We start from the raw sequence: 13,023 nt of genomic DNA, 5'->3' as shown, positions 1-13,023 counted from the left end.
CTCGCTGGCTGGGCTCGGTGCGGATACGCGGGCGGCGAACGGGCGGTGCGTCACGACGAGTACGCGCTGTTCTCGTGGACGTAGTCGGCGGTGAGGTCGTTGGCCCAGATGACCGCGGACTCGGTGCCGGCGGCGAGGTCGGCGGTGATCCGCACCTCGCGGTAGCGCATGTCGACGAGGGTACGGTCCTCGCCGACGGCGCCGTTCCGGCAGACCCAGACGCCGTTGATGGCGACGTTCAGCCGGTCGGGCTCGAAGGCGGCGGAGGTGGTGCCGATGGCGGAGAGCACCCGGCCCCAGTTGGGGTCCTCGCCGTGGATGGCGCACTTGAGGAGGTTGTTCCGGGCGATGGAGCGGCCGACCTCGACGGCGTCGTCCTCGCTCGCGGCGCCCACCACCTCGATGCGGATGTCCTTGCTGGCGCCCTCGGCGTCGCCGATGAGCTGCCGGGCCAGATCGTCGCAGACGGCGCGGACGGCCTCGGCGAACGCGGCGGTCTCCGGGACGACCCCGGAGGCGCCGGAGGCCAGCAGCAGCACCGTGTCGTTGGTGGACATGCAGCCGTCGGAGTCGACGCGGTCGAAGGTGGTGCGGGTCGCGGCGCGCAGCGCGGTGTCCAGTCGGGCGGCGGGCACGTCGGCGTCGGTGGTGAGGACGACGAGCATGGTGGCCAGGCCCGGCGCGAGCATCCCGGCGCCCTTGGCCATCCCGCCGACGGTCCAGCCGTCACCGGCGACGACGGCGGTCTTGTGGACGCTGTCGGTGGTCTTGATGGCGATGGCGGCCTTCTCGCCGCCGTGCGCGGTGAGCTGGGCGACGGCCGTGTCGACGCCGCTGAGCAGCTTGTCCATCGGCAGCGGTTCGCCGATCAGGCCGGTGGAGCAGACGGCGACGGCACCGGGGGCGTGGCCGCCGTCCCGGTCGTGGCCCGCGGCGTTCAGGGCGGCGGCGACCTTCTCGGCGGTGGCGTGGGTGTCCTGGAAACCCTGCGGGCCGGTGCAGGCGTTGGCGCCACCGGAGTTGAGGACAACGGCGGAGACCTCGCCGCCCTTGAGGACCTGCTCGGACCAGAGGACCGGCGCGGCCTTGACGCGGTTGGAGGTGAAGACGCCCGCGGCGGCCAGGCGCGGCCCGTGGTTCACCACGAGGGCGAGGTCCGGGTTGCCGTTCTCCTTGATCCCGGCGGCGATGCCCGCCGCCGTGAATCCCTGTGCTGCCGTGACGCTCACTGCTTCTCCTCGGTCTTCTCTCCGGCCGGGTCCGTCGTGGCCCCGGCGCCCGCCCCGTACTGCCCGCCCGTACGGGTCACGGGGCCACCCCGACGCGCGGCAGCCCGGTGGTCTCCGGGAGGCCGAGGGCGAGGTTCATGCTCTGCACCGCGCCGCCTGCGGTGCCCTTGGCGAGGTTGTCGATCGCGCAGATCGCGATGATCCGCCCGGCCGCCGGGTCCAGGGTGACCTGGAGCTGCGCGGTGTTGGCGCCGTACACCGCGGCGGTCGCCGGCCACTGCCCCTCGGGCAGCAGCGTCACGAACGGCTCGTCCGCGAACGCCTTCGCGTACGCGTCGCGGACCGCCGCCGCGTCCACGCCCGGCAGCGCCTCGGCGGTGCAGGTGGCGAGGATGCCGCGGGGCATCGGCGCGAGCATCGGTGTGAACGAGACACCGATCCGCTCGCCCGCCACCGTGCTGAGGTTCTGGATGATCTCCGGGGTGTGCCGGTGGCCACCGCCGACGCCGTACGGGCTCATCGAGCCCATGACCTCCGAGCCCAGCAGATGCGGCTTGGCGGACTTACCGGCGCCGGAGGTGCCGGACGCGGCGACGATCACCGCCTCGGGCCCGGCGAGCCGCGCGGCGTAGGCGGGGAAGAGCGCCAGCGAGACGGCGGTCGGGTAGCAGCCCGGCACCGCGATCCGCTTCGTCCCCTGGAGCGCCGCCCGCGCGCCGGGCAGCTCGGGCAGCCCGTACGGCCAAGAACCGGCGTGCGGCGAGCCGTAGAACGTCTCCCAGTCGGCGGCGTCCCGCAGCCGGAAGTCGGCGCCGCAGTCGATGACCAGCACCTCCGGGCCCAGCTCCTCGGCGACGGCCGCGGACTGTCCGTGCGGCAGCGCGAGGAAGACGACGTCATGCCCGGCCAGCACCTCGGCGGAGGTCGGCCGCACCTCACGGTCGGCCAGCGGGAGCAGGTGCGGCTGGAGGGAGCCCAGGCGCTGACCTGCGTTGGAGTGCCCGGTCACCGCGCCGATCTCGACCTCCGGGTGCCCCAGAAGCAGACGCAGGACCTCACCCCCCGCGTATCCGCTCGCTCCGGCCACTGCTGCACGTACCGCCATGGAACCCTCCTCCTCGATGGCATGACTATACGGTCGACGGCAGTTTTATGCAATCCATTCGGTGGACGGGCGGCGGGAGTGACCCACCGATCGTTCCGGAGCGGGTGACGCTCACGGGCTCGCCGGCCGGGCCGGAGGCGGCGCGGCCTTCGCCGCCGCGCTCTTCGCCGTCGCCTCCGCCTCCGCCTCCGCCTCCGCCTCCGCCTCCGCCGGGAGCTTCCTGGCAACCCCGATCATCCCGCGGGGGTCCTTATGGTGCGGAACGGAGTCCGGAGAGAAGGTACGGGCGGGGTCCGGAGAGCGGCCCGGTCGGCACCGGTACAAAGGAGCGACGAGATGGCACAGTTCGAAGCCGCGGTCACCTGGATCGACGCACGCGAGCGCTTGCCGCGGCAGGGCGGCCGGCCCGTGGCCGTGGCCGTCACCGGCCATTACCCTCCCAAGACCCGCGCCGAGTCGGAACGGGGCGTGGGGCAGCCGTACTGGCTGGTCAGGCCGATGGTCTTCGCCACCGTGCACACCTGCGGAGCCGGCGTGGTCCACCACGACTGCTTCTTCGACTCCGACGGATACACCTACGGCCCCACGGCCGACGACGGCACCGAGCCGCACGATTGCGCCACGCACCCCGGCGAACCCGGCACGGAAGGCCCCTTCCTCCCCGACGACGAGTTCGTGACCCACTGGGCGGAGCTGCCCGCGCTGCCCGGCGGGACGGCCCACGCACTCGTGGGCGAAGCCGTACGGCCGGCCCTCCGCGAGGCGCGGGGCACGGGGCCAACCACCTGATTCGGCAGCCTGGTTGGGCCTTCCCCGGGGGCATCCGGGACCGTTCCAGGGGCCGTGGGGAGCGTCTGCGCGCAGGGGCCGGGCCCTCACCGCACCGCCTCCGCGGGCCCGGAGGCGCCCGGTCGGCCGGTGATGTCAGTGGGGTCACTTATGTTCGTGCCATGAGTTCTTCCCTGCACGTCTACCTGGTCGACGTGGCCGCCGTCCACGCCATGATCGGCTCCCGCGACGACGATGTCCTGGGCGACATCCGCATCAACTTCGGCTACGACATGAAGGCGGACGACGAGTACTTCGACCACGAGATCGAGAACGGCGCGCCCACCGCCGACGAGGCGCTCCAGGCGGTGGTCAACGGCGGCCCGTTCAGCGAGCGGAGATCCCACTCCTTCGCGTACGCCAACGCCTACCAGCGGCTGTGCTCCTCGACCGGCTCCTTCCTCCCGAACGACCACTTCACCCCGCACCGCGGCGCCTGGCTCTCCGCCGTCGACCAGGGTCTGAAGGGCCTCGGCGTCACCGCGGTCGCCCTCACGGACTTCTTCGGCCCGATGCCCGCCCCCCTGCCCCGGACCGACACCGTGAGCGCCGGTGTCTGGACGCACGAGCGGATCCTCCAGGCACTGGAGCAGCTCGCCGATGCCCAGCGGGCCGTCGACGAGGGGCGGATACCCCGCCCGGAGCCGGTCGGCGACGACGTGGCCGAAGCGGTGCAGCAGAGCCTCGGCTGGATGCGGCTCGCCGCCGACCACCCCGGCTACGGCACGATCGGCTTCCACGCCTGACGGGGAGGGCCTGACGGAGGGGACGGAGCGGAGACGGGGGACGCGGGGGAGACGGGGAGAGACAGGGGAGGGACCGCGCCCGTCGGTGCGGTGACCGAGGCCAAGGGCGCGGCGGGCGCGGCCGGTGGCCCGGCGGGCGTTCAGCCCCGGTTCAGCAGGCCGAAGCCGAGGGTGACCTGGTCGCCCTCGACCTCGTCGGCGGAGACCTCCATGGTCTTGCTCTTCTCCCCGAAGACAGCGGTGCACCGTACGACCGCGCCCTTCTCGGCGGACAGACCTCCGGGGCACTTCACCGCGTCGGGTTCGTCGCCGGGGTAGGGGAAGTCGCTCACCGCGCGCTCCTCCACCTCGGCCCGCGGCACCACCGACCCCTCGGCGGTGGCGACCGAGCCGTCCCCCGTCATGTTCCACACGGTCACCGCCGCGCCCACCGCCAGTACGGCGACCACGCCCAGGGCGATCATGATGCGCTTCATCGCTGTGCTCCTCACGTTCCCGCGACCACTCCGGCCCGCGGTACGTCCCGCGGCGCGCCGCCACCTCAGCCACGGCGGCCCGCGCCCGCCCGGCGGGCATGCGGAACACCCGGCGAGACGGCGGGAGCGGCGCCCCGCGTTCGGTGCGGCGGAGGTCTGTTACAGAGCTGTTCCGGCGCGCGGGCGGCGAAAGGGACATCGCGGTTTTTGTCGTACGGCGTGAGGGGTGCCGCGGTCGGCCGGCCTGTCCGGCGGCGATGAGTTCACCCGGGGCGTCCGCACGCCGCCGGCGGCCCTCGGCGCGGCCGGTCCGCTCGTCGGACCACGCCCGTGCCGTCTCCCGGCCGGGAGACGGCGGCGACCAGAAGGCCCGTACGGACGGGCACGGCGTCCGGTCGGGAGCGGCCGGAGACGTCCGCCGCGTGGTGACCCGGTGGCTCGTGAGGGGGGTGGGACCATCGGGGCGTGTCACGAACGTTCGAGGATCTGGTGGCGGAGGCCGAGCGGGCTCCGATGGACGGCTGGGACTTCTCCTGGCTCGCGGGGCGGGCGACGGAGGAACGCCCGTCGTGGGGGTATCAGCGGCTGATGGGGGCGCGGATGGCGCGCGCGTCGGCGGCGCTGGACGTACAGACCGGCGGCGGGGAGGTGCTGGCCGGGGTCGATCGGCTGCCGCCGCTGGTGGCCGCGACGGAGGCATGGCCGCCGAACGTCGCCACGGCGACGCGGCTGCTGCGGCCGCGCGGGGTGGTGGTGGTCGCGGACGCGGACGAGCCTCCGCTGCCGTTCGCCGACGCCGCCTTCGATCTCGTCGTCAGCCGGCATCCGGTGACGGTGTGGTGGCAGGAGATCGCCCGGGTGCTGGAGCCGGGCGGGACGTATCTGTCGCAGCAGGTCGGCCCGGCGAGCGTCTTCGAGCTGGTGGAGTTCTTCCTGGGGCCGCAGCCGGCGGAGGTGCGGCGCCGCCGCCACCCGGACGACGCCCGGCGGGGGGCCGAGGCGGCCGGTCTGGACGTCGTCGACCTGCGGTCGGAGTCGCTGCGGACGGAGTTCCAGGACATCGGCGCGGTGGTGTACTTCCTGCGGAAGGTGATCTGGATGGTGCCCGGTTTCACCGTGGCCGCCTACCGCGACCGGCTGCGCGAGCTGGACGAGAAGATCCGCGCCGAGGGCCCGTTCCAGGCCCGGACCACCCGCTTCCTGATCGAGGCCCGGAAGCCGGCGGTGTGAGCGGGTAGGAGGCTTTTCCTACGGGGACGAGGGTGCGGGCCGGGGCTTGCCGGCCGAGGAGGGCGGGCCGTCGGCCGAGGTGGGAGCTGGGCCCGCGCCTCGGACCCGCACCCTGGGCCCGCACCTCGGACCGGGCCGCCCGCGCCTCAAGCCCAGCCCCCTCGGGACAGTGCCTCGGCCCGCACCTCAGGCCCAGGACTCCGGCGCCGGGCCCCCGCACCCCAGGGCAACGGCTCAAGCCCGCGCCTCAGGCTTGCACTTCAGACCTCCGCCTCAGCCGCTCGGGCCCGGACCCCTCGGGCCCGACCGCCCGCGCCCCGGACCCGCCCGCACTCTCCCCCTCGCCCGCACCCGCCAACTCCCCCCGTCGCCCTCCCCGTTGCCGTCCCGGTGTGTTCCGGCGGGGCGGTCCGGTTTCCGGGTGGGGGGACAAAGTGGCGCACGTCGGCTGCGCGTTCGTGTGCCGGGGGGTTCTGCGTATGATCCCGGTCAAGCACAGGACGGCCGCTGCGGGCGGCCGCTGTCCGACCTGCTCCAGGAGGCATTTTCGTGTCCGACCGCCGGCGGAAATTCTCCCTGCGGGCCACCGCGGTGGGCTGCGTCCTGCTCGCCGGGGCGGCGCCGGTACCGGCCGTCGCGGCCCCGCTCGCCGACTCCGCCGTACTGCCGCAGATCTCCACGTCGCTCGACACCACGAAGTGCGTCAAGCACAGTTCCGCCCTGGCCAGGGCCACGCCGTGGCCGCAGAAGCTGCTCGGTACCGAGAAGGCGCATCCGCTCAGCGAGGGCCGCGGGGTGACGGTCGGGGTGGTCGACGGCGGACTCGACGCCTCCGTCCCGGCGCTGTCCGGGCGGGCGTCCGGCACCGGCAAGGACTGCTCCGGGCACGGCACCTTCCTCGCCGGGGTGGTCGCCGCCGCCCCCGCCGCGGGCATCGGCTTCGAGGGCGTCGCCCCGCAGGCCCGGATCGTCGGGGCGTCCGTCGAGGCGGAGGGGTACAGCGACGACGCCGACCCCGACACGGTGGCCGCGGGCATCCGCGCGACCATCGACGACGGCGCGCGGGTGGTCCTGGTCGGCGTGGGTGCCGCGCGCTCCAGCGGGGCGCTGAAGTCGGCGCTGGCGTACGCGCAGAAGAAGGATGTCGTCGTGGTGGCGGGCGCGGGTACGGAGAGCCACAGCCGCGCGGTCTCCTACCCCGCCGCCTATCCGCGGGTGATCAGCGTGGCCGCCGTCAACGTGGCGGGCGAACCGCTCGGCGGCGACCCCCGGCAGGCGGCTCAGCCGGGCGGGGCGACCGTCCGCGTCGATCTGACGGCCCCCGGCGACCGGGTGCTCAGCGTGGGTCCCGGCGGCGGGCACTTCACGGGGAGCGGCGACCCGGTGGCGGCGGCGTTCGTCGCCGGGACCGCCGCGCTGGTCCGGGCCCGCGATCCGCAGTTGTCGGCCGACGCGGTACGGGAGCGGCTGCGGGCCACGGCGGTGCGCGGCGCCGGGGCGGTCCCGGATCCGGCGACCGGCTACGGCATGGTCGACCCGGAGGGCGCGGTGGCCGCGCTGCGGCCGGGCGACGGCACCGCCCCGCCCGGCAAGGGCACGGTCGCCGCCGCCTACCAGGCCGATCAGCCGCCGCCCCAGGTCGCCTCCGGGCCGGTGTGGGCGATGGCGGGCGGCGTCGCCGCGGTGGCGGCGGTGGCGGCGTTGCTCGCGGTGGTGATCCCCCGGGGCCGGGCGCGCGGCTGGCGCGCGCCGTAGCGGCGCGGAACGGCGGGGCGCACCGGGCGGACGATGCCCGGCGCGCCCCGCCGTCGTGTGTTCAGCGGAGTTCCGGCAGCCGGGTGAGGTCGAGCGGGGGCAGCCGGGCCAGGGCGGTGCGGGCGTCGGCCATGGCGTCGGTGTACCGAGGGTCGCCGAGGAGGTCCGTCAAGGCGGTGGCGATCTCCTCGCGCGGTGCGGTGAGCGGCAGTGCCCGGCCCAGCCGGTGCCGGGCGAACGCGGCGGCGTTGGCGGGCTGGTCGGCGAGGACGCCCAGGCCCAGGACGGGGGTCGCGCCCTGGACCGCGTCGAGCAGGGACGCCCGGCCACCGTGGGTGACGAAGAGGTCGGCGCGGTGCAGCAGCGCGGGCTGCGGTACGTGCGCCACCACGGTGATGCGCGGATCGTCGCAGGTCAGCCGGGACGCGAGGGCGCCCGCGGAGACGACCGCGTCGCAGCCGAGCGCGGTGAGCGCGGCCAGGATCTCCCGGTAGACGCCCTCGATGGTGGGGCGCAGTCCCGGCATCGCGGTGGTCAGGGTGCCCAGGCTCGCGTAGACGAGGGGGCGCGTGGAGGGGGCGCGGTCCAGCCACTCGGGCAGCACGGTCCGGTGGTCGGCGACGGTGCGCCGGACCGGGTACGCGGCGGCCGGGGGCGTCCGGTGGAACCACGGGAGCGGGGCGGGGGTGAGCATCGGGGGCAGGGCCGGGGCGTCCTGTGCGTACTGCTTGTGGAGGGGGTGCAGGGCGGGTGCGATATCGGTGTCCCAGAGGTCTCGCAGCAGCGGGCCGAGGCCGTTGTCCGCCGCGAGCAGCGGCAGCCGCAGGACCCGGGCCGCGAGGTGGGCGCCCGGGTCGCTGCATTCGGCGATCACGAGGTCGGGCCGGTCCCGGCGCCAGGCGGCGAGCAGATCGCGGGCCTTGGCGCCGGCCCGTTCGGGCCAGAGCTGTCCGAAGACGTGACGGTTGAAGGCGGCGTTCCCGTGCCGCAGCCGGATCGCGCTCGCCGTCTCCTGCACACCGGGCTCGCAGGTCCAGTCGGTGCCCGCCCGCTGGTACGCGATGCCCCGGCGGCGGGCCTCGCGGCGGAACATGGGCGGGGCGTGGAGGGTGATCTCGTGGCCCTGTTCCCGGGCCGGTCCGATGACGTAGTCGAGCGCGGTGACGTGCGACGGCACCGGTTCGGCGGTGAGGGCTATCCGTAAGGTCATGGCGTTTGCGGGTTCCTCGTCGTGGGGCGGTCCGGTCATGGTGCGCCCGGGCGGGCGCGCCCGGGGCGCGGATGCGGCGTGCGGGCGCAGTCGGCCGCGTGGCGGTGCCGTACGGGGCGGCGGGGCGGCCCGCTCGGGAACGGAAAAGTGCCGGCCCCCCGCCGTGTACGGGGATGACCGGCACTTTCCGCTTCCGAGCGGGTTCCGCGGGCGGCGCTCCTAGTGCTCCTTCTCCGCCAGCAGCGCCGTCTGGACCTGGATGTTGCGGCGGCGGGCGATCCACTGCGCGCGGCCCGGCGGGTACGTACGGGGGCGGACGTCGCCGAAGAGGACGCCTTCGGCGGGCGGGCAGGAGAGCAGCAGGCGGTTGGTGTTCGCCTCGACGAGGCGGCGCAGCAGCGGGTCGTTCATGGCGCGGGCGACGCCGCCGGCGGCGCGGGCGAGGATCAGGTGGAAGCCGATCTCCGAGCCCTGGGTGAGGATGTCGATCAGCGGCTCGAACGGGCTCTGCGCGCCGATTCCGCCGCCGCCGATCAGGTCGTAGTCGTCGGCGATGAGGAAGACCTGCGGGCCCTTCCACCAGTCGCGTTTGCGCAGCCGGTCGGGGGTGATGTCCGGGCCGGGGATGCGGGGCCGCATCGAGGCGGCGCAGTTGCGGACCATCTCGCGTGCCGCGTCGAGGGAGACCGCGTAGTCGAGGCGGTACTCCTCGGGCACCGCGTCGTACAGCTCGCGCCGCAGGTCGACGAAGGCGAACTTGGCCTCGCTCGCGGTGTGGGTGCGGACGATCGAGTCGGCGACGAGGCGCAGCAGGTTGGTCTTGCCGCTCTCGGTGTCGCCGATGACGAGGAGGTGCGGGTCGGCGTCGAAGTCCTGGCGGAAGGCGGCGAGTTCGTTCTCCTCCAGGCCGAGCGGGACGTCGCGGCCGGCCGGCGCGGGCAGTTCGGTGGCGTGGACGGTGTTCGGCAGCATCCGCACGGCGGGGGCGCCGGGGCGGTCGCCCCAGGCGGCGCGGATCGCGGCGACCGTCTCCTGGGTGCCCTCGGTGAGGGTGGCGGCGTTGCCGTCGCCGTCGGTGCGGGGCAGTCCGGTGAGGAAGTGGTAGGTGTCCTCGGTCAGACCGCGGCCGGGGATACGGGGGACCTCCTTGGCCTTGCGCATGTTGACGACGGAGTCGACCGGGTCGCCGAGCCGCAGTTCGAAGCGGCTGCCGATCTGATCGCGCAGGGCGGGCTGGATGTCGGCCCAGCGGGGCGAGGAGATCAGCAGGTGGATGCCGTAGTTGAGGCCGCGAGAGCCGAGTTGGGCGATGTCCTGGCTCAGGTCGAAGAAGTCGTTGCGCAGCGTCGACCAGCCGTCGACGACGAGGAAGACGTCGCCCCAGGGGTCGTCGGCGAACTCCCCGGCGGCGCGGCGCCTGCGGTAGTCGGCGATGCCGTCGATGTCGGCGTCGGCGAACTGCTCCTCACGGCGGGTCAGCAGGTTCTCCAGTTCGCCCACGGTGCGCTGGATGCGTTCGGTGTGGACGCGGCTGCTGATGGTGCCCATGTGCGGCAGTCCGGACAGCACACCGAAGTTGCCGCCGCCGAAGTCGAGGCAGTGGAACTGCACCTCGCGCGGGGTGTGGGTGAGGGCGAGCGCGGTGATGACGGTGCGCAGCAGGGTGCTCTTGCCGGTCTGTGGGCCGCCGGCCACGCCGAGGTGGCCGCCGGTGGTGGAGAGGTCGGCGAGGAGCGGGTCGCGCCGCTGGTCGAAGGGGCGGTCGATGACACCGACGGGCACCCGCAGCGGTCCGGGCTCCGTGTTGGCGGGGTCGTAGCGGCGCGCGAGGTCCTCGGGGCCGGCGGGCAGCATCTCGTCGAGGGTCGGCGGGACGTCCAGCGGGGGCAGCCAGATGCGGTGGGCGGGCGGGCCGCCGGCGTCCAGCAGGCGCCGGTTGGCGGTCTCCAGCAGGGTGAGCTGTTCGCGGTCCCCGTCCGGTTCGGGCTCGGCGGGGACGACGGGCCGGGTGGGCGCGACGTAGCCGGAGCGGTACGGGACGGCCGAGCCGCCGCCCTGGGCGCTCGGGGCGCTGCGGCGCCGGGCCTCGTAGGGCCCGGAGACGTAGGCGGCCTTGAAGCGGGTGAGGGTGGCGGTGTCGCTCTTGAGGTAGCCGTTGCCGGGGGCGGGCGGCAGTTGGTGGGCGTCGGGGACACCGAGGACGCCGCGGCTCTCCATGGCGGAGAAGGTGCGCAGGCCGATGCGGTACGACAGATGCGATTCGAGCTGGTGGACGCGGCCCTCGTCGAGGCGCTGGGAGGCGAGGAGCAGATGGACGCCGAGGCTGCGGCCGAGCCGTCCGATCATGACGAAGAGGTCCATGAACGAGGGGTGGGCGGCGAGCAGTTCGCTGAACTCGTCGACGATGATGACGAGCGACGGCATCGGCGCCAGCGGGGTCCCGGCGAGACGGGCCTTCTCGTACTCCAGGTTGTTGGTGTAGTTGCCGGCGGCGCGCAGCAGTTCCTGGCGGCGGATCAGTTCGCCGTGGACCGCGTCGTGCATACGGGTCACCAGCGCCGCCTCGTCGGCGAGGTTGGTGATGACGGCGGAGGTGTGCGGCAGGTTCTCCAGGCCGAGGAAGGTGGCGCCGCCCTTGAAGTCCACCAGGACGAGATTGAGGATCTCGGAGGAGTGGGTGAGGGCGAGCGAGGTGACGAGGGTGCGCAGCAGCTCGCTCTTGCCGGAGCCGGTGGCGCCGATGAGCATGCCGTGCGGGCCCATGCCGTTGTGCGCGGACTCCTTGAGGTCGATCTCGACGGGCGAGCCGTCGGCGGCGACACCGACCGGGACGCGCAGCCGGTCGCGCTCCCCCGGGCCGCGGAACTCGTGGAACCGCTCCAGCTCATGGGTGTGCAGATCGGAGATGCCCAGCAGGGTGGTGAGCTGGAAGTCGGACTCCAGCGGCTCGGCGACCTCGGTGGTCACGCTCATCCGGTACGGCGCGATCATGCGGGCCAGGGCGCGGGCGCGGACGAGGGCGAGGGCGTCGGGGCGGCCGAGCCGGGAGACGGTCTCGCGGCCGTTGCGGTCCCGCCCGACGGCGCGCAGATGGCCGGGTTCGGCCTCCAGGCCGAGGGTGTGCGGGCCGCCCCAGGCGAGGCCGGCGCCCAGGTCGATGACGACGCAGTTGCGGTAGCCGCCGCCGGCCAGCCGGTCGTCGCCCGGGATGCCGGCACCGTCGAGGACGACGACGGTGAACGGCTCCTCCTTACCGGGCGCGGCCTGCGGGTCGAACCGCGGGCGGTCGGAGAGCAGACCTCCGAGGAGTTCGGCGAATTCGGTGGTGTCGTCGGTGACCAGCCGGCGCTGTCCGGCCCCGTCGTGCTCGGTCGGATGCAGTGCGTGAGGCAGCCACTTCAGCCACTCCCAGTGCTCCAGGGTGTCCTTGGAGGTGCAGGCGGCGAGGCGCAGTTCCTCGGGGGCGTGGAAGACGGCGAGCTGTCCGATGAGGGCCCGGACCATGGCGCGTGCCGTCTCGTCGTCGCCGCGCAACTGGACACGGGCATAGCCGCGGAGGTAAAGCGCGATGGGCTGGTCGGCGACGGAGGTGTAGGCGCGGATGAAGCGGCGCAGCGCGTGGGCGGCGAGCGGCTCCAGGTCCTCGACGGGCTTGGTCTCCATGGGCGCGACGCGCATGCCGAGCCGCTGGTCGCCGACGGCGAGACGGACCTCGGCGAAGTCGTCGTGGGAGGTGCGCCGTTCCCACAGCCGGGACGTTCGCACCAGTGAACGCAGCGCCTCCGGGTCGGGGTTGCGCCAGGCGTGGGCGTCACGCTGGCCGACGACCGCCTCGCGCACCCGGCGCCGGTTCTGCGACAGGTAGCGCAAGTAGTCCCGGCGGTCACCGCTCAGCCGCTGTTTGCGTTCCCCGGCGCTGCGCACGAGTTGGCCGATGAGCATGGCCAACGTACTGACCAGCATCATGCCGCCGACCATGTAGGTGAAGACGCCGCTGCCGCCGCCGGGCCGCAGGAAGATCAGCACCATGCCGGTGGAGGCGACGGCCATCGGCAGGTAGGTGAAGAGCGCGGAGAGGTTGCTGGTCCGCTCGGGGAGGACCGGTGGCTCCTGCAATTCCAGTTCGCCACCGGGAACCTCAGGGCCCGGCCTGCGTGGTGGACGGCGGAAGAGGATGAGGCTCACACGGGTCCTCTCGGTACGTACGGGAACCGGCCGCCCCCGGAGCCGGCGGACCCTGGCGGAGGGGGTGTCCGGGCAGGGGGCGGCGGCGTCAACAGCGGGCGATCGGCGGCGCGTCGGGCTGGTGGGCCAGATGATGCCATGGCCGCTTCCGGGGCCCTTCCGCCCGCCCCGACGAAGATCGCTCAAGATTTCGTCAGGACCGGTCATCTGTAAAGAGACTTGTGTTAACTTCCTCTCCACCAGGACGCCCTCCACGCAG

10 protein-coding genes are annotated in these 13,023 nt (G+C 74.0%); 4 read left to right on the top strand and 6 right to left on the bottom strand.

Annotation, left to right across the window (positions count from 1 at the left end; all coding sequences use genetic code 11):
• Positions 1 to 50: 50 nt before the first annotated feature.
• From argJ to ACGH2B_RS24035, 3 genes are all read right to left on the bottom strand, one after another.
• Complete coding sequence (gene argJ, locus ACGH2B_RS24045) at positions 51 to 1,229, bottom strand: bifunctional glutamate N-acetyltransferase/amino-acid acetyltransferase ArgJ (protein WP_399093628.1); 1,179 nt, start codon at positions 1,227 to 1,229, stop codon at positions 51 to 53.
• A gap of 76 nt (positions 1,230 to 1,305) precedes the next feature.
• Positions 1,306 to 2,334 (bottom strand): N-acetyl-gamma-glutamyl-phosphate reductase, encoded by a 1,029-nt coding sequence (gene argC, locus ACGH2B_RS24040; RefSeq protein ID WP_399093625.1) that lies wholly within the window; start codon positions 2,332 to 2,334, stop codon positions 1,306 to 1,308.
• A gap of 111 nt (positions 2,335 to 2,445) precedes the next feature.
• Entirely contained in the window at positions 2,446 to 2,571 is a 126-nt protein-coding gene (locus tag ACGH2B_RS24035; protein ID WP_399093622.1) for a hypothetical protein, read from the bottom strand.
• A 99-nt stretch (positions 2,572 to 2,670) separates the two neighbouring features.
• Here ACGH2B_RS24035 and ACGH2B_RS24030 point away from each other — a divergent pair, with 99 nt between their 5' ends.
• Together ACGH2B_RS24030 and ACGH2B_RS24025 are read left to right on the top strand one after the other, a co-directional pair.
• Entirely contained in the window at positions 2,671 to 3,123 is a 453-nt protein-coding gene (locus ACGH2B_RS24030; RefSeq protein WP_399093619.1) for an AQJ64_40280 family protein, read from the top strand.
• Positions 3,124 to 3,284: 161 nt separating this feature from the next.
• Positions 3,285 to 3,908, top strand: coding sequence for a hypothetical protein (locus ACGH2B_RS24025; protein ID WP_399093616.1), 624 nt, complete (start codon positions 3,285 to 3,287; stop codon positions 3,906 to 3,908).
• Positions 3,909 to 4,048: 140 nt separating this feature from the next.
• Here the strand turns inward: ACGH2B_RS24025 and ACGH2B_RS24020 are convergent, their stop codons facing one another.
• On the bottom strand, positions 4,049 to 4,384 hold the full coding sequence (locus ACGH2B_RS24020; protein WP_399093613.1) for a DUF4333 domain-containing protein: 336 nt from the start codon (positions 4,382 to 4,384) through the stop codon (positions 4,049 to 4,051).
• Positions 4,385 to 4,849: 465 nt separating this feature from the next.
• Here ACGH2B_RS24020 and ACGH2B_RS24015 point away from each other — a divergent pair, with 465 nt between their 5' ends.
• Positions 4,850 to 5,614: a class I SAM-dependent methyltransferase gene (locus ACGH2B_RS24015; RefSeq protein WP_399093610.1), complete on the top strand. Its 765-nt coding sequence runs from the start codon at positions 4,850 to 4,852 to the stop codon at positions 5,612 to 5,614.
• 549 nt (positions 5,615 to 6,163) lie between these two features.
• Positions 6,164 to 7,369, top strand: coding sequence for a S8 family serine peptidase (locus tag ACGH2B_RS24010; protein WP_399093607.1), 1,206 nt, complete (start codon positions 6,164 to 6,166; stop codon positions 7,367 to 7,369).
• 61 nt (positions 7,370 to 7,430) lie between these two features.
• On the opposite strand, the gene ACGH2B_RS24005 is transcribed toward ACGH2B_RS24010, so the two are convergent.
• A complete protein-coding gene (locus tag ACGH2B_RS24005; protein WP_399093604.1) occupies positions 7,431 to 8,579 on the bottom strand; it encodes a glycosyltransferase in 1,149 nt (382 codons plus the stop codon).
• 219 nt (positions 8,580 to 8,798) lie between these two features.
• The gene (eccCa, locus tag ACGH2B_RS24000) at positions 8,799 to 12,695 is read right to left on the bottom strand and encodes a type VII secretion protein EccCa (RefSeq protein WP_399093601.1); all 3,897 of its coding nucleotides are present in this window, start codon (positions 12,693 to 12,695) and stop codon (positions 8,799 to 8,801) included.
• Between the last annotated feature and the right edge of the window lie 328 nt (positions 12,696 to 13,023).

Source organism: Streptomyces sp. BBFR2 (genome assembly GCF_044497305.1).
In the GTDB taxonomy this organism is placed as follows: Bacteria; Actinomycetota; Actinomycetes; order Streptomycetales; family Streptomycetaceae; genus Streptomyces.
This window is presented reverse-complemented; position numbering and strand designations above follow the sequence as displayed.